This is a genomic window from Hydrogenophaga sp. (assembly GCF_018780385.1).
In the GTDB taxonomy this organism is placed as follows: Bacteria; Pseudomonadota; Gammaproteobacteria; order Burkholderiales; family Burkholderiaceae_C; genus Hydrogenophaga.
Window position 1 is genome coordinate 44,939 of the sequence record NZ_JADMJO010000033.1, and the last position, 21,740, is coordinate 66,678.

Annotated in this window: 19 protein-coding genes; 8 read left to right on the top strand and 11 right to left on the bottom strand. The window is 66.1% G+C overall.

Annotated elements, in window-relative coordinates:
* Nucleotides 1-3 precede the first annotated feature (3 nt).
* The gene (locus IV113_RS12910) at nt 4-981 is read right to left on the bottom strand and encodes a tripartite tricarboxylate transporter substrate binding protein (protein WP_291085506.1); all 978 of its coding nucleotides are present in this window, start codon (nt 979-981) and stop codon (nt 4-6) included.
* A gap of 62 nt (nt 982-1,043) precedes the next feature.
* Nucleotides 1,044-2,279: an aminotransferase class V-fold PLP-dependent enzyme gene (locus IV113_RS12915; RefSeq protein WP_291085509.1), complete on the bottom strand. Its 1,236-nt coding sequence runs from the start codon at nt 2,277-2,279 to the stop codon at nt 1,044-1,046.
* A 107-nt stretch (nt 2,280-2,386) separates the two neighbouring features.
* Here IV113_RS12915 and IV113_RS12920 point away from each other — a divergent pair, with 107 nt between their 5' ends.
* Together IV113_RS12920 and IV113_RS12925 are read left to right on the top strand one after the other, a co-directional pair.
* Entirely contained in the window at nt 2,387-3,088 is a 702-nt protein-coding gene (locus tag IV113_RS12920) for a GntR family transcriptional regulator (RefSeq protein ID WP_291085511.1), read from the top strand.
* Nucleotides 3,085-6,186: an FAD-binding and (Fe-S)-binding domain-containing protein gene (locus IV113_RS12925; protein ID WP_291085513.1), complete on the top strand. Its 3,102-nt coding sequence runs from the start codon at nt 3,085-3,087 to the stop codon at nt 6,184-6,186. Before IV113_RS12920 ends, IV113_RS12925 begins: the two co-directional genes overlap by 4 nt.
* A 12-nt stretch (nt 6,187-6,198) precedes the next feature.
* Here the strand turns inward: IV113_RS12925 and IV113_RS12930 are convergent, their stop codons facing one another.
* From IV113_RS12930 to trmB, 3 genes are all read right to left on the bottom strand, one after another.
* Nucleotides 6,199-7,095, bottom strand: coding sequence for a hypothetical protein (locus IV113_RS12930; RefSeq protein ID WP_291085516.1), 897 nt, complete (start codon nt 7,093-7,095; stop codon nt 6,199-6,201).
* An 84-nt stretch (nt 7,096-7,179) separates the two neighbouring features.
* Nucleotides 7,180-8,112, bottom strand: coding sequence for a pseudouridine synthase (locus tag IV113_RS12935; RefSeq protein ID WP_291085518.1), 933 nt, complete (start codon nt 8,110-8,112; stop codon nt 7,180-7,182).
* A gap of 36 nt (nt 8,113-8,148) precedes the next feature.
* Nucleotides 8,149-8,877, bottom strand: a complete 729-nt coding sequence (trmB, locus tag IV113_RS12940) for a tRNA (guanosine(46)-N7)-methyltransferase TrmB (RefSeq protein ID WP_291085523.1) — start codon at nt 8,875-8,877, stop codon at nt 8,149-8,151.
* A gap of 247 nt (nt 8,878-9,124) precedes the next feature.
* Here trmB and IV113_RS12945 point away from each other — a divergent pair, with 247 nt between their 5' ends.
* On the top strand, nt 9,125-9,649 hold the full coding sequence (locus IV113_RS12945; RefSeq protein WP_291085526.1) for a hypothetical protein: 525 nt from the start codon (nt 9,125-9,127) through the stop codon (nt 9,647-9,649).
* A gap of 63 nt (nt 9,650-9,712) precedes the next feature.
* On the opposite strand, the gene gluQRS is transcribed toward IV113_RS12945, so the two are convergent.
* The 3 genes from gluQRS to IV113_RS12960 form a co-directional block, all read right to left on the bottom strand.
* Nucleotides 9,713-10,615, bottom strand: coding sequence for a tRNA glutamyl-Q(34) synthetase GluQRS (gene gluQRS / locus IV113_RS12950; protein WP_291085529.1), 903 nt, complete (start codon nt 10,613-10,615; stop codon nt 9,713-9,715).
* 60 nt (nt 10,616-10,675) lie between these two features.
* Nucleotides 10,676-11,710 carry an FAD-dependent oxidoreductase gene (locus IV113_RS12955; protein WP_291085710.1) on the bottom strand — a complete coding sequence of 345 codons (1,035 nt, stop codon included), beginning with the start codon at nt 11,708-11,710 and terminating at the stop codon, nt 10,676-10,678.
* Nucleotides 11,711-11,975: 265 nt separating this feature from the next.
* Nucleotides 11,976-12,923 carry a LysR family transcriptional regulator gene (locus tag IV113_RS12960; RefSeq protein ID WP_291085532.1) on the bottom strand — a complete coding sequence of 316 codons (948 nt, stop codon included), beginning with the start codon at nt 12,921-12,923 and terminating at the stop codon, nt 11,976-11,978.
* A 149-nt stretch (nt 12,924-13,072) separates the two neighbouring features.
* Between IV113_RS12960 and IV113_RS12965 the strand changes: the two genes are divergently transcribed.
* The 3 genes from IV113_RS12965 to IV113_RS12975 all read left to right on the top strand — a co-directional run bounded on the left by IV113_RS12965 (nt 13,073) and on the right by IV113_RS12975 (nt 14,857).
* Entirely contained in the window at nt 13,073-13,774 is a 702-nt protein-coding gene (locus tag IV113_RS12965) for a pirin family protein (RefSeq protein WP_291085535.1), read from the top strand.
* Nucleotides 13,775-13,820: 46 nt separating this feature from the next.
* Complete coding sequence (locus tag IV113_RS12970) at nt 13,821-14,228, top strand: DoxX family protein (RefSeq protein WP_291085538.1); 408 nt, start codon at nt 13,821-13,823, stop codon at nt 14,226-14,228.
* Between the two features lie 74 nt (nt 14,229-14,302).
* On the top strand, nt 14,303-14,857 hold the full coding sequence (locus tag IV113_RS12975) for a flavodoxin family protein (RefSeq protein WP_291085541.1): 555 nt from the start codon (nt 14,303-14,305) through the stop codon (nt 14,855-14,857).
* 30 nt (nt 14,858-14,887) lie between these two features.
* Here IV113_RS12975 and IV113_RS12980 read toward each other — a convergent pair whose 3' ends face one another.
* Complete coding sequence (locus IV113_RS12980; RefSeq protein ID WP_291085544.1) at nt 14,888-15,877, bottom strand: tripartite tricarboxylate transporter substrate binding protein; 990 nt, start codon at nt 15,875-15,877, stop codon at nt 14,888-14,890.
* 94 nt (nt 15,878-15,971) lie between these two features.
* Between IV113_RS12980 and IV113_RS12985 the strand changes: the two genes are divergently transcribed.
* Complete coding sequence (locus IV113_RS12985; RefSeq protein WP_291085547.1) at nt 15,972-16,685, top strand: DUF599 domain-containing protein; 714 nt, start codon at nt 15,972-15,974, stop codon at nt 16,683-16,685.
* 35 nt (nt 16,686-16,720) lie between these two features.
* Nucleotides 16,721-20,278 carry a DNA polymerase III subunit alpha gene (gene dnaE, locus IV113_RS12990; RefSeq protein WP_291085551.1) on the top strand — a complete coding sequence of 1,186 codons (3,558 nt, stop codon included), beginning with the start codon at nt 16,721-16,723 and terminating at the stop codon, nt 20,276-20,278.
* Nucleotides 20,279-20,396: 118 nt separating this feature from the next.
* On the opposite strand, the gene tolA is transcribed toward dnaE, so the two are convergent.
* Both tolA and IV113_RS13000 read right to left on the bottom strand, forming a co-directional pair.
* On the bottom strand, nt 20,397-21,287 hold the full coding sequence (gene tolA, locus IV113_RS12995; RefSeq protein ID WP_291085554.1) for a cell envelope integrity protein TolA: 891 nt from the start codon (nt 21,285-21,287) through the stop codon (nt 20,397-20,399).
* 8 nt (nt 21,288-21,295) lie between these two features.
* The gene (locus tag IV113_RS13000) at nt 21,296-21,739 is read right to left on the bottom strand and encodes a biopolymer transporter ExbD (RefSeq protein WP_291085557.1); all 444 of its coding nucleotides are present in this window, start codon (nt 21,737-21,739) and stop codon (nt 21,296-21,298) included.
* Between the last annotated feature and the right edge of the window lies 1 nt (nt 21,740).

The window sequence follows — 21,740 nt, forward strand, 5'->3', positions numbered from 1 at the left end:
CGCTCAACTGTCGATCGTTACCTTGGCGTCCTTGATCACCTTGGACCACTTCACCTGTTCGGTGCGAATGAAGTCGGCGAACTGCTGGGCCGAGCCGCCACCGTCTTCGGCGCCGTACAGGTCCAGCTTCTCCTTCACGTCGGGCATGAGCAGGACCTTGTTGATGTCTTCGTTCATGCGCTGCGCAATCGCCGGCGGCATCTTGCCCGGACCCACCAGGCCGTACCAGGTGGTGGCCTCGAAGCCGGGGAAGCCGGACTCGGCCATGGTCGGCACGGTCGGGTGGCCCGAGGCGCGCTTGGCGCGGGTCTGCGCAATCGCGCGCACCTTGCCACTTTTCACATGCGGGGTGGCGGCGGTCATCGTGTCGAACGAATAGCCGATCTGCCCACCCATCAGGTCGGTCAGCATCGGGCCCGAACCTTTGTACGGGATGTGCAGCGCGAACACACCGGCGGCGAGCTTGAACGACTCCAGCGCCAGGTGCTGGGCCGAACCCTGACCCGCCGAACCGAAGGTGACCTTGCCCGGGTTGGCCTTGCACAAAGCCACCAGTTCGGCCACGGTCTTGGCCGGCTGGTCGTTGTTGCTGATGAGCAGGTTGGGCGTGACGCCGACCAGGGTGAGCGGTGTGAAGTCGCGTTCCACCACGTAGCCCAGCTTGGGCATGAGGCCTGGGGCCAGCGCATGGCTGTTGATGTGTGCCATGAGCAGCGTGTTGCCGTCGGGTGGCGCCTTGGACACCATGTCGGCAGCGATCACACCCGACGCGCCCGCGCGGTTCTCCACCACCACCGTGAGGTTCCACATGGCCTGCAGCTTCTGGCCCACCAGACGCGCGAGCGCATCGGTGCCGCCGCCGGGCGCGAAGCCCACGATGATGCGCACCGGCCCGTTGGGCAGGGTCTGGGCTCTCAGCATGGGCGCGGCCAGCGTGGCTGCGGTGGCCGCCGTGGCGGTGACGAAGGTTCTGCGTTGCATGGTGTCTCCTGGGGTCTTGTGGGTGTGGAACGCGTGGGGAATCGGTCAGACCGGCGAGCGGGTCAAGCGGCCTTGCGCAACGGCACGGCGGCGGGGTGGCTGGCGTAGTAGTCCATGAGGGTCTGCACGCCGGAGCCGGCGAGCTTCACGCCGGCGAGCTTCAGGCCCATTTCGCAGCCGGCCACGGCGGCGATCAGCGTGAGGTCATTGGTGTCGCCCAGGTGGCCGATGCGGAACATGCGGCCCTTGATCTTGCCCAGGCCCGTGCCCAGCGAGCAGTCGAAGCGTTCGTAAATGATCTTGCGCACCGCGTCGGCGTCCACGCCCTCGGGTGTCATCACGCCGGTGAGGATGGGCGAGTGCACACCGTTCTCGGCGCACTGAATGGGCAGGCCCCAGGTCTGCACGGCGGCGCGCACGCCGTCGGCCCAGCGCTGGTGGCGCGCGAACACCACGTCCAGGCCCTGACCCAGGATCATGTCGGCCGCTTCGCTCAGGGCGTAGAGCAGGTTGGTGTTGGGGGTCGACGGCCAGTAGCCGGTCTTGTTCATCTCGATGATCTCGTCCCAGGCCCAGAAGGCCTTGGGCAGCTTCGCGGTCTTGCTGGCCTCGATGGCCTTGGGCGAGAGGGCATTGAAGCTGATGCCGGGCGGCAGCATCAGGCCCTTTTGTGAACCGCTGATGGAGACGTCCACGCCCCATTCGTCGTGGCGGTAGTCGGCGCTGGCCAGGCCCGAGATGGTGTCCACCAGCAGCAGGGCAGGGTGCCTGGCCGCGTCGATCGCCTTGCGCACGGCGGCGATGTTGCTGGTGACGCCGGTGGAGGTTTCGTTGTGCACCACGCACACCGCGCGGATAGCGTGCGCGGTGTCGGCCTTCAGGCGCTCTTCGATCAGGTGCGCGTGCACGCCGTGGCGCCAGCTGGCGGGCACGCCGTTGTCGGTGCCGGGCAAGGCCAGCACCTCGGCTTTCAGGCCCAGGCGGGTGGCCAGCTTGTTCCACAGGAAGGCGAAGTGGCCGGTCTCGTACATCAGCACGTGGTCGCCCGGGCTCAGGGTGTTGGCCAGCGCTGCCTCCCAGGCGCCTGTGCCCGAGGCCGGGTAAATCATCACGGGGTGTTTGGTCTGGAAGATCTTCTGCATGTCGGCCAGCACCTTCAGACCCAGCACAGCGAACTCCGGGCCGCGGTGGTCGATGGTGGGCAGGCTCATGGCGCGCAACACCCGGTCGGGCACGGGCGAAGGGCCCGGAATCTGCAGGAAGTGGCGGCCGGTGGGGTGAAAGTCGGTGGTCAGCATGGCAATGTGTGGTTGGATGACAGACGCATTTTTTGCATACAAAATCAATCTGTCAACCGGATCAGCCCTAAAATGCCGAAAAACAGCCATATTTTTGAATACAAAACATGACGGCCCAGATTTTCTCCATACCTCCCGCAGCCTTGCACGAGCAGGCCACCCATCGCCTGCGCCAGATGCTGGTCGAGGGGCAGATCGCCCCCGGCGCCAAGCTCAACGAGCGCGAACTGTGCGAGCAGCTCAACGTGTCTCGCACGCCGCTGCGCGAGGCCATCAAGACGCTCGCGGCAGAGGGCCTGGTGGAACTGGTGCCCAACCGCGGCGCGGTGGCGGTGCAGCTGAGCGAGGCCGATGTGCACAACACCTTCGAGGTGATGGCCGGGCTGGAAGCGGCCTCCGGGCAACTGGCCGCGCAGCGCATCACCGACGCCGAGCTCATCGAGATCAAGGCCCTTCACTACGAGATGCTGGCGGCCTACACGCGGGGCGATCTCTCGGCCTACTACCCGCTCAACGCGGCGATCCACCGCGCCATCAACGCCGCCGCGCGCAACCCGGTGCTCACCAGCACCTACAACCAGGTCAATGCGCGGCTGCAGGCCCTGCGTTTCCGTTCCAACCAGGACGGTGAGAAATGGAGCCGCGCGGTGAAGGAGCACGAAGCCATGATCCAGGCGCTGGAAGAGCGCGACCCTGTGGCACTGGCCAGGGTGCTCACCACCCACCTCAACAACAAGCGCGACGTGGTCTTGGAGCAGTTGCGTTCGATGGAAGTGCAGACGATGCAACAGCGGGGAAATGCCGAATGAACGCACCCTTGCCCTTGGCTGTGGCCCGTGAGAATCCGGATGCGATTTACGAGCGCGTAGCCGAGATCAGCAACGAAGTGGCCGGTCAGCTGGCTCGCCGCCTGACCCATGAGACCCAGGGCGAAGTCTTGTTCAGTCCCGCCGACCGCGGCCGCTACGCCACCGACGCATCGATCTACCAGCAGATGCCGGTGGGCGTGTTCGTGCCGCGCGATGCGGACGACGTGCGCGTGACGCTCGACATCTGTCGCGACCTGGCCGTGCCTATCGTGCCGCGCGGCGGCGGCACCAGCCAGTGCGGCCAGACCGTGGGCGCGGGCCTCGTGATCGACCACAGCAAACACATGCGCCGCGTGCTTGACGTGGACGTGCAAGGCCGCACCGCCACGGTGGAGCCGGGCCTGGTGCTCGATCACCTCAACGCGCAGCTCAAGCCCCATGGCCTGTGGTACCCCGTGGACGTGTCCACCAGCGCGCAGGCCACGCTGGGTGGCATGGCCGGCAACAACTCCTGCGGCAGCCGCTCGGTGGCCTACGGCAACATGGTGCACAACGTGCTCGGCGCACAGGCCTGGCTGGCCGACGGCAGTCTGGTCGACTTTGGTGACCACGCCACGGCCAGCCCACAAGCCAAAGCCATCGGTGACTTCGTGCGTGACCTCGCCCTGGAGCACGCCGACGAGATCGACGCGCGCTGGCCCAAGGTGCTGCGCCGCGTGGCCGGGTACAACCTCGACATCTTTCGCAACCAGAACGAAAAGCCGTACACCCACGACGGCTCGGTGAATCTCTCGCACCTGCTGGTCGGTAGCGAAGGCACGCTGGCGCTCACGCGTTCGCTCAAGCTGCGCCTGAGTGAGCTGCCGCGCGCCAAGGTGCTCGGCGTGGTGAACTTCCCCACCTTTTTCCAGGCGATGGACAGCGCGCAGCACATCGTGAAGCTCGGCGAGGGCATGGCCGTGGGCCAGCTCACCGCAGTGGAGCTGGTCGATCGCACCATGATCGAGCTCTCGCTGCAGAACCCGGCGTTCGCACCCACCATCCGCACCGCGCTCTCGCCGCACATCAATGGCGGCAAGCCCGAGGCGGTTTTGCTGGTCGAGTTCAGCGGCCCGAGCAAGGCCGACATCGCGCACAAGATCCGCGAGCTCGTGGAACTCATGGGCGATCTCGGCCTGCCCGGCAGCGTGGTGGAGATGGTGGACGACGCGCCGCAGAAGAACCTGTGGGAAGTGCGCAAGGCGGGCCTGAACATCATGATGAGCCTGCGCGGCGACGGCAAGCCGGTGAGCTTCATCGAAGACTGCGCCGTGCCGCTGATGCACCTGGCCGAATACACCGATGCACTCACCCAGGTGTTTCACAAACACGGCAGCCGTGGCACCTGGTACGCCCATGCTTCTGTGGGCACGCTGCACGTGCGCCCCATCCTGGACATGCGCCGTGGCGGCGCCAGCAAGATGCGCGCGATCGCCGAAGAAGCCAGCGAACTCGTGCGCAAGTACAAAGGCGCCTACAGCGGTGAACACGGCGACGGCCTGTGCCGCGGCGAGTGGATCGAATGGCAGTTCGGCCCGCGCATCAACGAGGCGTTTGCCCGCATCAAGGAAAAGCTCGACCCGACCCAGCTGTTCTCACCCAACCGCATCATTGATCCGCCCAAGATGGACGACACGCGGCTCATGCGGTTTCCGCCGGGCTACAAGGTGGTGCCCATCACCCCCGTGCTCGACTGGAGTGCGTGGGACGTGCAGGCCGATCCGGTGACCGAAGTGACCACCGCACCCGGCACCGGCGAAGACCCCGCGCGCGGCCTGGCCAAGGCGGTGGAGATGTGCAACAACAACGGCCACTGCCGCAAGTTCGATGCCGGCACCATGTGCCCGAGCTACCGCGTGACGCGCGACGAACAGCACCTCACGCGCGGCCGCGCCAACACCCTGCGTCTGGCGCTCAGCGGCCAGATCCCGGGCCTGGCGGGGAGCGACGCGCTCACCAGCGAGGTTGTGCGCGAAGCCATGGACCTCTGCGTGGGGTGCAAGGGCTGCAAACGCGACTGCCCCACCGGCGTGGACATGGCCAAGATGAAGGTCGAGTTTTTGCAGCACTACAAGGCGAAACACGGCCACACGCTGAAAGACCGCATGGTCGCGCAACTGCCCGACTACGCTGCCTGGGCCGCACGCCTCGCGCCGGTGCTCAACCTGCGCAACCGCATGCCGCTGCTGGCCAAGCTGTCGGAAAAGTTGCTGGGCCTGTCGGCCCGCCGCAGTCTGCCGCAGTGGCATGGGCAGCATTTTTTCAACGTACCCATCAAGACCGCCACGCGCGAAGAAGTGCTGGCAGCCGAACGCGGCGTGGTGCTCTTCGTCGATACCTTCAATGGCTACTTCGAATCGGAGAACGCACGCGCAGCCGTGAAGGTATTGCAAGCGGCGGGCTACACCGTGCACGTGGCCACCAAGGCCAAGGACGACGGCAAACACCTGTGTTGCGGGCGCACGTATCTCGCCAGCGGCATGGTGGAGCAGGCGCGCGAGAAAGCGCGCGAGGTGGTGCAGAGCCTGCTGCCGTTTGCGCACAAGGGCATCGCCATCGTGGGGCTGGAGCCTTCCTGCCTGCTCACGCTGCGCGACGAGATGCTGGTGATGGGCCTGGGCTCGGCACCGCAACAGATTGCCGAGCACGCTCTGCTGTTTGAAGAGTTTCTGGCACGCGAAGCCAGGGCAGGGCGTCTGGACGGTTTGAAGACCCGGCTCAAGGCGGTGGACAAGCCGGTGCTGCTGCACGGCCACTGCCACCAGAAGGCGTTTGACGCGGTCTCACCCATCATGGAAGTGCTGCGCTGGATTCCCGGTGCGAAGCCGCAACTGATCGAGAGCAGCTGCTGCGGCATGGCCGGCAGCTTCGGCTATGAAGCCTCGCACTTTGAGGTGTCGATGCAGATGGCCGAGCTCAGCCTGCTGCCCGCCGTGCGCGCCGAGCCGGACGCGATCGTGGTGGCTGACGGCACCAGCTGCCGACACCAGATCCATGACGGTGCACAGCGTGAGGCGGTGCACGTGAGCCGCTTGTTGGCAGGTTTGCTGACAGATTGAAAGGCGCCGCGCTCAGGCCTGCAGCGGGGCGGCCCGGTGCAGAGCGGCTGGCGAGGTGCTGTCAAAGCCCAGACGGCCAAGCATGAACAGCATGTTCTGCAGCAGGCGTGCCATCTGGGTGCGTGCGTCCCTGGAGTTGGCGTTCGCCATCAGCGTGATGGACGGCATCATCGTCTCCAGCTCGTCGTCCTCGGGATCGGACCACCGCTGCAGCAGGTGATCCTTGCCCATGGTCAGGCGGGCGTCCACCAGGCCAATGGCCCGCTCAAGCAAGCCGATGTCCTCGAAGTGGATCTCCCAGCAGACCTTGCTGCCCTCGCTGCGCTCGATCACCTGGCATCCCACCGGCAGGGTCCAGCGCTGCAGGTCTTCCTTGCCCGAGAGGCGCCGCCGGGCGCTGCGCCACAGCGAGTCCACGTCGGCGACGAATGCGCTCAGGGCCTGGCGGATTTCCAGCGCGGCATCACCCTGAGAGCTGGGTCCGGGCACCACCACCGCCGTATCGGTCTGCACCTGCGAGCCATCCACCGTGACGCGTTCGGGGTGCAGGCTGGACGACACCGAGCGCATGATCGCGCGCACGTCGTCACGCGCGCTCCAGGGCGCAAACACCAGCGTGACACCCCTGGCGTGCAGCACGCGGATGGCGTCGGGCATCAATGGTCCCGCGGCGATCAATCGTTGCAGTGCGCTGGCGGCCTCGCGCTGTTCGTACCGGGTTCCGCCCATGAGCGCGGTGATGATCTGGGGTGCGCCCCTTTTCATGGCAGGCGATGTGCAGACCATGGTGAGGACCTTGGCGGTTTCCCGTGAAAAAACGTCGCAGCGCGACTTGGGCGGCAGGACCCAGCCGTCGTTGGCGAGTGCCTCTGCGAGAGCGGCGGGCGTGTCGATGGCGGTGCGGGGCATGGGCGGCGTTCCTGTGATGGCGCTGCCCCTCTTATCGGCCGACGGCGCCGAATTCTTGAGGCCCATGTGACCTCCATCGGGCCGTCAATCCTCAGGCCATGCCATCAACCGTGCGCTCTCGAACCGCCGGTCCATCCCTGTCACCGGATCGGTGAACGCAATGCCGCGCGCCAGCAGCCGCAGCGGTTCGGCAAAGTCCTCGGCGTCGTCCGGCCCGCGCAGCACCTGCGGGTAAAACTGGTCGCCCGCGATGGGGGCACCGAGCGCGTTCATGTGCACGCGCAACTGGTGCCGCTTGCCGGTCACGGGTGAGAGCGTGTAGCGCGCCCAGGCGCCATGCACCTCGGTGCGTTCGATCCGCGTTTCGCTGTTGGGCTCACCGGCGGCTTCGACCATGCGGAAGAAGCGTTCGCTGTCTTCCTCGATGCGGCTGCGGCGCGTGAGCGGGAAGCCCAACTCCGGGCGGTGGGGCGCGATGGCCTCGTAGGTCTTGTGCACCGCGCGGTCACGAAACAGGGCCTGGTAAGCGTTGCGGTCTTGCGCTCGCACGCTGAAGAGCACCAGGCCAGCGGTCTCGCGGTCGATGCGGTGGATGGGGCTCAGGGTGTCGATGCCGGTGCGGCGTTTCAGGCGCACCAGCAGGCTTTGCTGCACGTAGCGTCCACCCGGCGTGACCGGCAAAAAATGCGGTTTGTCGGCCACCAGCAAATGCTCGTCCTGAAACAGCACGGCCTCAATGAACGGGATGGCGGGCTCATCGTCGAGGTGGCGGTAGTAGTGGATGCGCGCACCGGGCTGGAACGGAGCGTCGGGTGGCAGCGGCTGGCCGTTGTCGTCCAGTACCTCACCGCGCGCCAGCCGCTCGGCCCAGGCCGCGCGATCGACCACGCTCAGGCGCTCGGCCAGGTAGTCGAGCAGCAAGGGCCAGGGTGCCGCCTTGGCGTGTGGCAACGCCACGCAGCTGGCGGACACGCCGTGGCGTGCGGGGATGTGCTGACTCTTCGGCGGGCGTGCCACGGTGGGGGGTGGGCTGGCCTCAGGCGCCGGGGGGTGTCAGACCCGGCGGAACACCAGGTCCCACACGCCGTGGCCGAGCTTCAAACCACGGTTCTCGAACTTGGTGAGCGGCCGGTAGCCGGGCTGGGGCACGAAGCCGTTGCCGCCGGCCTCGGCGGTGTTCTGCAGCAGCGGCTCGGCGCTCAGCACGTCGAGCATCTGGTGAGCGTAGGGCTCCCAGTCGGTGGCCAGGTGCAGATAGCCACCAGGTTTGAGGTGGCGTGCGAGCTGGTTCACGAATGGCCCCTGGATCAGACGGCGCTTGTGGTGGCGGCTCTTGTGCCAGGGGTCGGGGAAAAAGATGTGCACGCCGTCCAGGCTCGATTCGCCGAGCATGTGATTGAGCACTTCCACCGCGTCGTGACGCAGGATGCGGATGTTTTCCAGGTTCTGTTCGCCCACGAGCTTGAGCAGCGCGCCCACGCCGGGCTCGTGCACCTCGCAGCACAGGAAGTTGTCTTCGGGGCGCACGGCGGCGATGTGCGCGGTGGCGCCACCCATGCCGAAGCCGATTTCCATGATGAGTGGGGCGCTGCGGCCAAAGGCGGCGGTGGCGTCAAAGGTGCCGGGCGCGTAGTTCAGCAGAAAGCGCGGGCCGTGTTGCTCGTATGCCCGTGCCTGCCCGGGTCCCATCCGACCGGCGCGCAGCACATAGCTTTTCACTTGCCGCACGTAGGGCACTTCGCTCAGGGGAATGCGCGGTTGCGCGTGTCGAGGATCGGTCATGGTGGCGGTTTGAGGGTGCCAGATTGTAGGAGAGAGGGTTGACTTGCCCCCGTCCGCGTGCCACGGCTCGGCTAGACTGCGCGGCAGTTGCCGTCCTGCATGGGGAAGATGCGTGCTTTGAGCGCGGGGCCAAGTGGCCTGGCTGGCATCAAAGCAATGGCGAGCAACCGTGAGGGGTGAGGCCGATAGGCGGTCTTGCCGAGGAGTTTTGCTTTCGCCAACAACCAGAAAGTCATTCATGAAAATTGTGTTCCTGGCCACGCTCGCCGCCGTAGCGATGTTGTCCGGTTGTGCCTACAACGCGTCTCCATATGGGGCGTCGGTCAAGAATGTGGAATCCATCAAGTTCCTCAACATCAAACCGGTCGCCGTGGCGAAATTCGAGTCCTCGAAACCGGGATTGGCCTCCATCACCTGCCGCGCAGCCGGCCCGGTCACGGTGTCACCCAGTTTCGAGAGCTACATCGAGAAGGCGTTCATAGACGAGCTCAAGCTCGCGGGCGTGTATGACCCCGCATCTTCGATGGTCGTTTCCGGCAAGCTTGAGGAGGTGGACTTCAGCTCAGGCATCACGGACGGCAAGTGGCTGTTCACGTTGGTGGTGTCGAACGCGCGCAAGGAGAGCGTCAGCATCAAATCGGTGTTTGGATTTTCGGGCAGTTTTGTTGCGGACAAGGCGTGCCAGGAAGTCGCGCAAGCTCTGGGGCCCGCGGTTCAGAAGCTGATCGAGGACGTTGTTCGCGATCCGAAGTTCAAGCAGATCGCGATGTAATCGAAGGCCGGGGGAGGCACCCCGTTCTTGCGGTGTCGGCCGCTTTCCCAAGGGGGCTCCGCGCTATGCGGCGCCCCCTCGTCGTTGAATCCACCGCTGACCCCACTCAGATGTCCAGCTGTCGAGGGCCAGCGCGGGACGGGCGGTTGTGTTGTGCAACCCCAGCACGTTTGCGGCTTGGCTGAGGGCCGTGATGGGATCGCTCAAGTCCAGCGGCTGCGCGCCGTTCTGCTTGCTGAGCTTTTCGCCGTTGTCACCCAGCACCAGGGGCGTGTGCAGGTAGTCCGGCGTGGGCAGGCCGAGGGCGCGCTGCAACAGGATCTGGCGCGCGGTGTTGTCGGTGAGGTCTTCGCCACGCACCACGTGGGTGATGCCTTGTGCGGCGTCGTCCACCACCACGGCGAGCTGGTAGGCCCAGAGACCGTCGGCGCGTTTCAGGACGAAGTCGCCGACCTCGGTGGCGACGTTTTGCGTTTGGCGGCCAAGGCGACGGTCGGTCCACCTCACATCACTCAGGCCCGGTATCTGGAGCCGCCAGGCGCGCGCGGGTTTGCCTTGCAGGCCGCCGCGCTCGGGTCGGCAGGTGCCGGGGTAGACGGCGATGTGGTGGCGCTCGCGGCCGGTGCCTTGCGCTTGCAGGGCGGTTTCAATGTCCTTGCGCGAGCAGCCGCAGGGGTAGGCGTGGCCTTGCTGCACGAGGCGCTCCAGTGCCTGTTGGTACAGCGCACCACGCTGCGATTGCCAGACCACGGGTTCATCGCTCACCAGCCCACAGCGGGCGAGTTGCTGCAGGACGGTCCGGTCCATGCCGGGCAGGCAGCGCGGCGTGTCCACATCTTCGATGCGCACCAGCCAAGTGCCACCGTGGGCGCGAGCGTCGAGCCAGCTGGCCAGCGCGGCAACGAGCGAGCCCGCGTGCAGCGGGCCGGTGGGGGAGGGGGCGAAACGGCCTCTGTACGCAGCCATCTTGGGGAGGGCTTCGATCCTTCGACAGGCTCAGGATGAGCGGATGCAAGAAGGGCGGTTTCAGGCGATGGCCAGAGCCATTTCGAGCCCGGAGACAAACGCGTCCTCGACCCGGTGGCCCAGGCACCAGTCGCCACACGCGCCGATGCCCAGCGCCTTGTCGAGCAGGTGGCTCTTGCCCAGCGGCGTCTGCGTCTGAGCGAAACGCCAGCGGTGCGCCACGGCAAAGGTGGGCGTGGCGCGGATGCCGGTGATTTCGGCGAAGCCCTTGAGCAGCTTGGCCTTCACGCGTTCCGCGTCGTCTTCAAGGTGTTTGGTGGACCAGGTCGGGCTGGCCTGGATGGTCCAGCGCTCGATGGGTTCGCGCCCGGGTTTGCTCGATTCGCGCGCCAGCCAGCTGATGCGGTGGTGCGTGCTGCGCGCGGCGTTCCACTGCGGGCCCAGGTGGGGCAAGCCAGGCTGCATGGCCTGGGGGTAAGCCACCATCAGCGTCCAGCAGGGGGCCACATGCACGGGAGCCAGTGCCTGACGCAGTTCGGGCGCCAGGCCCGAGGCGCGCAGCAGGTCGTGCACCTGCGGGTGCGGCATGGCCAGCACCACGCGGTCGAACCCCCCCACGACCTGTTGACCACCGGCGCTGTCTTCGGTGCGCAGTTGCCATTGTTCGGGGTGAAGCGCGTCGCGTTCGATCTGGGTCACACAGGTGTCGAGCAGCGTGGTGGCGGCCAGCGGCTGGGCCCACAGGCCCACCAGGGCGTTCATGCCGGGTGAGGCCACGAAATGCGGTTCGGTGGGCGGCGGCGCGCTGGCCAGCACATGGCCGAATGCGTCGAGCACGCGCACGGTGCTGGCGCTCCAGGGTCGCACCACCGAGGTGGCGTTGCTGCGCAGCGCGGTCTCGAAGCGCGCGTCGCGCACGGTGAAGTACTGCGAGCCGTGGTCAAAGCCGCCGAACTCGGTGCGCCGGGTCGACATGCGGCCACCCAGGCCGCGGCTTTTCTCGAACAGTGAAACCCGGTGACCGGCCTGTACCAGCGTGCGCGCGCACACCACGCCCGCCATGCCGGCGCCCACCACGGCGACGTGCAGACCCATCGACCGGGTGGCCTTGGCTTTGGGGGCAGAACCTTTGGAGGCGCGGGTCTTGGGGGATGTGGTCATGTCTCTGGGCGCTTTCTGATGACGCTTGATCGGGCTGGGTGGAGTGCTGTTGACTGTAGCAGTTGATCCCCCCATCTTCCTTGCTTTCACGCGAACCGCGCCGCGCGAGATGCCACCCTTCCAGAACACCGCGGAACTGGCTTTGCCAGGCCGCAGGTGTTGCCCCTTGGGGGGAGGCGCCTCAGGCGCTTCGGGGGGGTCATGTCTGGTGGTGGTTGTTGAGCAGCGCGGCGCGTGTGTGCGGACTTTGCAGATGATCGAGCCACCAGCGCAGTGCGCGACCCGTGTCGCTGGCGCTGCGTGGCAGGCGCCAGGCATAGGCCACGCGCAGGCTGCGGTCGGGTCGTTGCACGTTTTTCACCACCAGTCGCCCGGCGGCAATGAAGGGCTGTGCCAGCGGCAGCGGCAGGAAACCGCCACCCAGGCCACGCAGCTGGGCGTCCAGTTTGTGCTGCATGGTGGGCACGGTCAGCACGTCCTGACCGGGCAACAGGTTGTGGGTGACGCCGCGCCCACGCTGCGCGCTGTCGGCCACGGCCACGGCGCGGTGTTCGCGCAGTTCTTCGTCGCACAGGCTGTGGCTCACACCCGCCAAGGCGTGGTGGGGCGCCACGGCAAACACGAAGGTGATCGGCCCCAGCGGCGCCGACTGGATCTCGGGCAGCGAGAGGTCGGTGGGCACACCGAGGGCCAGATCGGCCTGGCCCATCTGCAAGGCTTCCACCGTGCCCGACAGCGTTTCGGCCCGCAGCTTCAGCCGTGTGGGCGCGCCTTCGGCGTAAAAGGCTTCGCAGAGTTCGAACAGCGTGGCGCGCGCGATGATCGCGTCGGCGGCGATGGTGAACTGCGGCTCCCAGCCGGTGGCCACGCGCTTGACGCGCTGCGCCACCGCGTCGAGTTCGTTCAGCAGGTGCTGGCCGGAGCGCAGCAGTTCGGCGCCTGCGGGCGTGAGCACGGCGCGGCGCGCGCTGCGGTCGAACAGCAGCACGTCGAGCGCGTCCTCGACCTGGCGGATGCGGTAGGTCAGCGCGCTGGGCACCATGCCCACCTCTCGGGCGGCGGCGGCCATGCTGCCCAGGCGCGCCACCGCCTCCAGCAGGCCCAGGTTTTCGGGGGACAAGGCGGCGCGGGGTGTGGAAGTGGCCATGGCTGCGGGGGTCAACTGTTCAAACGATTTGAATGATGCCATCAAATCCGTGCAGTCTCAATGAGCATGCGCGCTCCCACAATTCTTCCCATGCCAGCGAGATCCATCCGGTTTCAATGGCGCCACTCCCAGAAGGAAAGGAACTCACCATGCTCCAGATTCGACGCTCCGATGCCCGCGGTTTTGCCGACCACGGCTGGCTCAAGAGCTTTCACTCGTTCTCGTTCGCCGACTACTTTGATCCGGCCTGGATGGGCTGGGGCAACCTGCGTGTGATCAACGAAGACCGCATTGCCCCGGGCACCGGTTTCGGTACGCACGGCCACCGCGACATGGAAATCATCAGCTACGTGCTGCAGGGCAATCTCGCGCACAAGGACAGCATGGGCAACGTGAAGGGAATTCCCCCCGGTGACGTGCAGCGCATGAGTGCCGGCAGCGGGGTGCGCCACAGCGAGTTCAACCACGCGCCCAACAGCACCACGCACTTCCTGCAGATCTGGATCGAACCCAATGTGAAGGGCATCGAGCCCGGCTACGAGCAGAAGAGCTTTTCCGAGGACCAGAAGCGTGGTCAACTGCGCCTGGTCGCGTCCAACGACGGGGCCGAAGGCTCCGTGACGCTTCACGCCGATGCGTCCATGTACGCTGGTCTGCTGGACGGTGCCGAGACGGCCGAGCTGGCGCTGAACCCGACGCGCAAAGCCTATGTGCATCTGGTGCGTGGCGCGCTCGATGTGAACGGCCAACGGCTAGAAGGCGGTGATGCTGCGGTGCTTGCCGGCGAGAGCCACCTGGAACTTTCCCGAGGAAAGGACGCCGAAGTGCTGGTGTTCGATCTCGCGGCCTGAACACTTTTCCCCTCAACCCTCAACCTTTGTTTTTTAAGGAACCTCCATGAACGCTCTGCAAAACCCCCTGGCTCTGATTGGCCGCATCCTGTTGGCTCTGATGTTCGTGCCGGCCGGCTTCGGCAAGATTGCCGGCTTTGCCGGTGCCGTTGGCTATTCCACCGCCATGGGTTTGCCGCTGCCCACCGTGGGCGTGGCAATCGCGCTCGTGATCGAACTCTTCGGTGGCCTGGCGCTGCTGATCGGTTTCCGCACCCGTTACGCCGCCCTCGCGCTCGCCGTGTTCACGCTGGTGGCCAGCTTCTTCTTCCACGCTTACTGGGCCTTGCCGGCCGAGCAGCAGATGATGCAGCAACTGATGTTCTTCAAGAACATCGCCATCACGGGTGGCCTGCTGGCCTTCGCCGCGTTCGGCGCCGGCGCCTTCAGCGTGGACGCTCGCCGCAAGGCCTGAGCAACGGTTCTCTTTTTCACTTCGTTTGTCCACCGCGGCGCCTCGGCGCCGTGTCTTTTTCAGAAAGACCAGTCATGTCCAAAGTTGTTGTGGTTTATCACTCTGGCTACGGCCACACCCAGCGCATGGCGCAAGCGGTGGCCCAGGGTGCCAACGCAGAGCTCATCGCCATCGACGCCGACGGCAACCTGCCCGAAAGCGGCTGGGAAACGCTGGCTGCGGCCGACGCCATCATCATGGGCTCGCCCACTTACATGGGCAGCGTGAGCTGGCAGTTCAAGAAGTTCGCCGACGCCTCCAGCAAGCCCTGGTTCAGCCAGCAATGGAAGGACAAGATCGCGGCCGGCTTCACCAACAGCGCGGGCATGAACGGTGACAAGCTGGCCACCCTCAACACGCTGTTCACCCTGGCCATGCAGCACGGCATGATCTGGGTCAGCCAGGGCCTGATGCCGAGCAACACCAAGGGTGCCCAGCGCAACGACGTGAACTACCTGGTGAGCTACAGCGGTGCCATCGCGCAATCGCCGTCCGATGCGGGTGCCAACGAGATGCTGCCGGGCGACCTGGAAACGGCCCGCTTGTTCGGCGAGCGCGTGGCCTCCGTGGCGGCGAAGTTCAAGGGCTGATCGAACCCGCCGAGCAGGTCGGGGCGAGTTTCAACTCGCGGCGACCTGCAGTTTCTGGCGAGCCACCACCTGCAGCCAGGCCTGGAGGTCAGACGCCAGAAAGCGCCCCAGATCGGCTGGTGTGCCGGCAGCGGGCTCCAGCGCATCCAGCGCAAACCTCGCCTTCACCTCCGGCAGCGTGACCAGGCGTGCGATGGCAGCGTTCAGCCGGCCCACCACCTCGGGCGGCGTGCCGTGTGGGGCCACCAGCCCGAAATAGTTGAGAACGTTGAATCCGGCCTGCCCGGCCTCCACCATGCTGGGCACCTCCGGCAAAGCAGGCGTGCGCCGATCCGACGTGACCGCCAGCGCCTTGATGCGACCGTCGCGGATGAATGGCGCCAGTGCCGGCACCGTGCCTGTGACCAGGTGAATCTGCCCACCCATCATGTCCAGCACGGCGGGTGCGATGCCGCGGTAAGGGATGTGCGTGATGAAGGCGCCTGTGCGCACCTTGAGCAGCTCCAGCACCAGGTGGTTGATGCCACCGGCACCGGCGGAGCCGTAGTTGTAGAAGCCGGGCTTGGCACGAGCCAGTTGCACCACCTCGGCCAGTGTGCGGGCAGGCAGGTCCCTGTTGGCGGCCCACACCAGCGGACCGGTGGCGATCATGCCCACCGGGGTGAACTGCGCCAAAGGCTCATAGCCCGCGCCCGGCAGCGCGGCCGGGACGGTGGTGAAGGGGGCCGCCACCAGCAGCAGGGTGTGCCCATCGGGGGCGCTGCGCGCCACCGCCTGTGCGCCGATGGCGCCCGAGGCACCCACGCGGTTCTCCACCACCACAGTGGCAGGCAGCAACTCTGCGAGCTTTTCGGCCACCAGGCGGCCCACGGCGTCCGTGCCGGCCCCGGGCGCGAAGGGCACGACGATGCGGATCGGGCGCTGTGGCCAGGCCTGCGCCCAGACCGCGGGGAAAGACAAGGAAGCCAGTGCAGAGCCGGCGCCTGCCATCAGATGACGCCGGGACAAAGGGTGTTTCATGGTGATCGAAGGTCATGGCGATAGCGCCAGCCAACATTGTCGCCACCCGCTGTGACCTGATCGTGACGCTGAAGGCAAAGGTAACATCGGGCACATGAAGATTCTCAGCCTCATTCCCTGGGCAGACTGGCTTGCGCTGGTCTGCTTTTTTGCGTTGTGGACCGGCTACGCGTGGTTTGCGCGGGTCTGGGGTCGTCGGATGGGCTCGCTCATCGAGACCACCAACCGTTACCGCGGCTACTGGATGACGCAGACCACCGCGCGCGACCCCCGCATGCTCGACGGCGTCATCACCCAGACGCTGTCCAACACGCCGGCCTTTTTCTCGTCCACCTCCATCCTGGTCATCGGTGGCCTGTTCGCCTTGCTCGGCACGACCGACAAGGCGACCGAACTGATGAGTGAGATCCCATTCGCGCAAACCACCACCCTGATCGTCTTTGAGTTCAAGATTCTGGTGATGGTGTCCATCTTCGTGTACGCCTTCTTCCGTTTCTCCTGGTGCATGCGGCAATACACCTTCGTGGCCTTGGTGATTGGCGCCATGCCGCCGGCTGAGGATTTTGAAGCCGGCAAATACGACCGGCGTGCGTATGCCGAGCGCGCCGCGGCCATGGTGGGTGCGGCGGCCGAGACTTTCAACGATGGTCTGCGGGCCTACTACTTTTCGTTTGCTGCGCTGGCTTGGTTCGTTTCGCCGGTGGCCATGGTGGTGGCCACGCTGGCGGTGGTCGCCATTCTCTACAGCCGCGAGTTCCGCTCCGAGGTGCTGAGCATCCTCAAAGACGAGATACCACCGTCGAACTGAGCAAAGGGAGTCGGTGCGCCTCCTAAAATGGACGCATGTTTCTACACCTGCGCCTGCACACCGAATTCTCCGTCGTCGACGGCACCAACCGCATTGATGAAGTCGTGGCCGCCGCCGCGGCTGATGGTCAACCCGCGCTGGCCATCACCGACCTGAGCAACCTGTTCGGCGCGGTCAAGTTCTACAAGGCCGCGCGTGGCGTGGGCGTCAAACCCATCATCGGCGCCGAGGTGATGCTGCAGGGCTTCACCGAAGAGACGCCCGGTGCCATGCCCGGCAGCCACCAGCCGGCGGCACCGCGCGTGCTGCTGCTGGTGCAGGACCACCAGGGTTATCTGAACCTCAGCGAGCTGCTGGCCCGCGCCTGGACGCGCAACGAAGGCCGGGGCCAGGCGCTGGTGCACCGTGACTGGCTGCAGGAGTGCAACGCGGGTTTGATCATGCTCTCTGGCGCTCAGGCGGGCCCGGTGGGTCAGGCGCTGATGCAGGGCGACACGCAGCGTGCGAGTGACCTGGCGCTGCAGCTCTCGACCATGTTCACGCACCGCTTCTACCTGGAGCTGCAGCGTGCCGGCCGCGCCGACGACGAGCGCCATGTGTCGCAGGCGGTGCAACTCGCCGCGCGTCTGCACCTGCCGGTGGTGGCCACGCACCCGGTGCAGTTTCTGGAACCCGACGGTTACGAGGCGCACGAGGCGCGCGTCTGCATTTCAGAAGGCGAGATCCTGGGCAACAACCGGCGCGTGCGCCGCTTCACCCGCGAGCAGTACTTCAAAAGCGCCGAGCAGATGGAGGCCTTGTTTGCCGACGTGCCCTCGGCGCTGGCCAACACGCTGGAGATTGCCAAGCGCTGCAACCTCACGCTGGTGCTGGGCAAGCCGCAACTGCCCAACTTCCCCACGCCGCTGATCGATGGTGTGCCGATGCCGATGGCGGACTTCTTCCGCGAGTCGTCGTTCGAAGGGCTTGAGGAACGCCTCGCGCACCTGTACCCCGATCCGGCCAAGCGCGATGCCGAGAGGCCGCGCTACGTGGAGCGGCTGGAGTTCGAGATCAACACGATCCTGAACATGGGCTTCCCAGGCTACTTTTTGATCGTGGGCGATTTCATCAACTGGGCCAAGAACAACGGCTGCCCGGTCGGCCCAGGTCGCGGCTCCGGTGCCGGCTCGCTGGTGGCCTATGCGCTGAAGATCACCGACCTTGACCCGCTGCAATACAAGCTGCTGTTCGAACGTTTCCTGAACCCGGAGCGGGTGTCCATGCCCGACTTCGACATCGACTTCTGCCAGACCAACCGCGACCGCGTGATCGACTACGTCAAGGACAAGTACGGCAAGGACGCGGTGAGCCAGATCGCCACCTTCGGCACGCTCGCCGCGCGCGCCGCCATCCGCGACGTGGGCCGCGTGCTCGATTTCTCCTACGGTTTCTGCGACGGCATCTCCAAGCTGATCCCGAACAAGCCTGGCATGTCGGTCACGCTGCAGTACCCGCCCAACCCGAAAAAGGAGGGCGACAAGAACAACTACGCGATCGAGATGGAGCCGGTGCTGGCCGAGCGCATCGCGAAGGAAGACGACGTCAAGACGCTGATCGAACTGGCGCAAAAGCTTGAAGGCATGACGCGCAACATCGGCATGCACGCCGGGGGCGTGCTGATCGCGCCGGGCAAGCTCACCGACTTCTGCCCGCTCTACGCGCAGCCCGGCAGCGACTCGGCGGTGAGCCAGTACGACAAGGACGACGTGGAGGCCATCGGCCTGGTCAAGTTCGACTTCTTGGGCCTTGCCACGCTGACCATCCTGGAGATCGCGCGCGAGTTGATCATGAAGCGCCACCCGGGGCAGGAAGGCTTCCGGTTTGAAGACATTCCGCTCACCGACGCCAAGGTCTACGCGCTGTTTTCGCGCGGGCAGACCGAAGCCGTGTTCCAGTTTGAAAGCCGCGGCATGCAGGGCATGCTGAAAGACGCCAAGCCTTCGCGCCTGGAAGACCTGATTGCCCTGAACGCGCTGTACCGACCGGGCCCCATGGACCTGATCCCCAGCTTCGTGAACCGCAAACACGGCAAGGAAGTGATCGAGTACCCGCATCCGCTGGTGGCGGAGATGCTGAGTGAAACCTACGGGATCATGGTCTACCAGGAGCAGGTGATGCAGACCGCGCAGATCCTGGGGGGCTACTCGCTGGGCGGCGCCGACATGCTGCGCCGCGCGATGGGCAAGAAGAAGGCCGAGGAGATGGCCGAGCACCGCGAGATCTTCCGCGCCGGTGCGGCGAAGAACGACATCTCGCAGGAGAAGGCCGACGAGATCTTCGACTTGATGGAGAAGTTCGCGGGCTACGGCTTCAACAAATCGCATGCCGCCGCCTATTCGCTGCTGGCGTACCACACCGGCTGGCTCAAGGTGCACTACACGGCCGAGTTCTTCTGCGCCAACATGACGGTGGAGATGGACGACACCGACAAGCTCAAGGTGCTGGTTGATGACGCGCTCAAGATGGGCATGGCATTTGAAGCGCCCGACGTGAACCGCGGCTTCCACCGCTTCGAGCCCATCTCCAACAAGTCGATCCGCTACGGCCTGGGCGCCATCAAGGGCACGGGCCAGCAGGCGATCGAGGCCATTGTGGCCGCGCGCGAAGGCCGGGGCGAGGGACCACGGGGCGGAGAGACGGGCCCATTCAAGAGCCTGTTCGATTTCTGTGTGCGTGTGGACCGCACGCGTTTGAACAAGCGCACGGTGGAAGCGCTGATCAAGGCGGGTGGTTTCGATTCACTGCACCTCAACCGCGCGGAGCTGCTGGCCTCGGTGGACCGCGCGTTCTCCTTTGCCGCCGCATCGGCTGCCAACGCCGCCCAAGCCGACATCTTCGGTGACAGCGACCATGGGTCGAGCTCGCAAGACCCCGACCTGGTGGCCACCATGCCCTGGGGTGTGAAGGAACGCCTGACGATGGAGAAGACCGCGATCGGCTTCTACTTCTCGGGCCACTTGTTCGACGAGGTCGAGCGCGAGGTGCGCCGCTTCGCCCGCACACCGCTGGGTGACGTGATGGAGAGCCGCGACCCGGTGATCCTGGCCGGCATCGTGACCGACTTCCGTGTCATCAACGGCCAACGCGGCAAGCTCGCGCTGTTCAAGCTCGATGACAAGACCGGCGTGTTCGAAACGAGCGCGGACGAGAACCTGATCAACGCGCACCGCAACCTGTTGAAGGACGACGAGCTCATCATCGTGCAGGCGGTGGCGCAGCCCGACCGCTTCTCGGGCGGCGTGCGCCTGAAGATCCAGCAGGTGTGGGACCTGGCCGCCGCGCGCTGCCGCTTCGGCAAGTACCTGCGCGTGGCGGTGAACGGCCATGCGCCCGCCGTGGCCCAACTCGTGCGCGAGTTCCCGCCCAAGCGGGAGGTGACGGAGCAGGGTGAGCTGGTGCGGGGGTTGCCAGTGCGGCTGCAATTGCTGCGCGAAGGTGCCCAGTGCGAGTTGCAACTGGATGACCGCGCGCTGTTTTTCCCGACCGATGCGGCGCTGGCCAGCTGGATGGCGCAGGCGCACGAGCAGCGGGCGGAAATCGTGTTTGACTAGGAAGCACCCCCTGCGCCGCTGCGCGGCTTCCCCCTGAAGGGGGACAACGCCTGCGGCCTGGCAGAGCCAGTTCCGCGGCGTTTCTGGTATGGGGAGGGCGCGCCGGAGAGGTGCTTGATCAGTCCAACGGCCGCAAACCGATCACGAGTGACGGCGGCACGCGCCCATCGGTGTCCTTGGGCAGGCTGTTGGTGCGGTCGATGGCGCGCAGCACGGCTTCGTCCCAGGCGGCGTTGCCGCTGCTCTTGATGAGCTTGCGCGAGGTGATGGTGCCGTCGGGCGCGGTGCGCACTTCGACTTCGGCGCGTGGGTTGCCCGGGGCCACGTCAGTGAACACAACATTGGGTTTGATCCGCGCTGCCACCTTGGCGCCATAGCCCGGTGTGGGGCCGCTGGACTGCTGTGCGGTGCCGGTGCTCTGCGGGCCACCGCTGGCGCCGGCCTGGCCCAGCATGCGGGTGATCTGTTCGTCGCGCAGCTGTGCGAGGCGCTTCTCGTCCGCGGCCGCGGTCTTGCGTTCCTGCTCGCGTTTCTGGTCGGCCAGTTTCTGTTGACGCTCTTTGTCGTCGGCCGCTTTTTCTGCTGCGGCCTTTTTCTCCGCTGCAGCCTTCTCGGCGGCCTTCGCAGCCGCCAGCTTTTTGGTTTCCTCCTCGCGCGCCTTCTTCTCGGCCTCAGCCTTCTTCTTCGCTTGCGCGGTGGCGATCTCGGCTTGGTTCGGTGAAGGCGGCGGTGGGGCGGGTGCTGGCGCCGGGGTGGGCTTGGGCGGCGCAGGTGGGGGTGGTGCCGGAGGCGGCGGCGGAGGTTCCACCGCACGTGGCGCGGCTTGCTGCGGCAGACGCGACCAGAGCTCTGCCTCGAACGTCACCGGCTCGGCATCGTTCTGCCAAGACACGCCCCAGGTGAGCGCGATCACGAGCAAGCCGTGCGCGATCAGCGCCAGGCCCATCGGGCCGAGCCAGCGGCCGGTGGTCGGCGGCGCGAGGTCGAGGTGGTCGGCGGTGGACTGCATGTCGCTGATCAGCGGGTGGTTTGTACGGACAGGCCGACGCGGGCAATACCCGCCTCTTGCAGGGTGCTCATCACGCGCACGACCGCGTCGTACTTCACGTTTTTGTCGGCGCTGATGACGACCGGCACGCCTCCCTCGGGTGCGGCGCCTCTGCTGGCCTGCAACTGCTTCACGCGCGCCACCAGCTGAGCCATGCTCACAGCCTGTGGCTCGGTGCTGGCCGAGCCTTCGCGCACCTTGAGCTGCTCGTCCTTGTCGATCATCACCGCCACGAAGCGGTCGGGCTGGCGCCCGGCCTGGCCCACACTGGGCAGCGCGATCTGGCTCGGCGTGATCAGTGGTGCGGTGACCATGAAGATGATCAGCAGCACCAGCATCACGTCGATGAACGGGACCATGTTGATCTCGTTGATGGTGCGGCGGCCTCGGCCGCGTGATGAGACGGCGGGCATG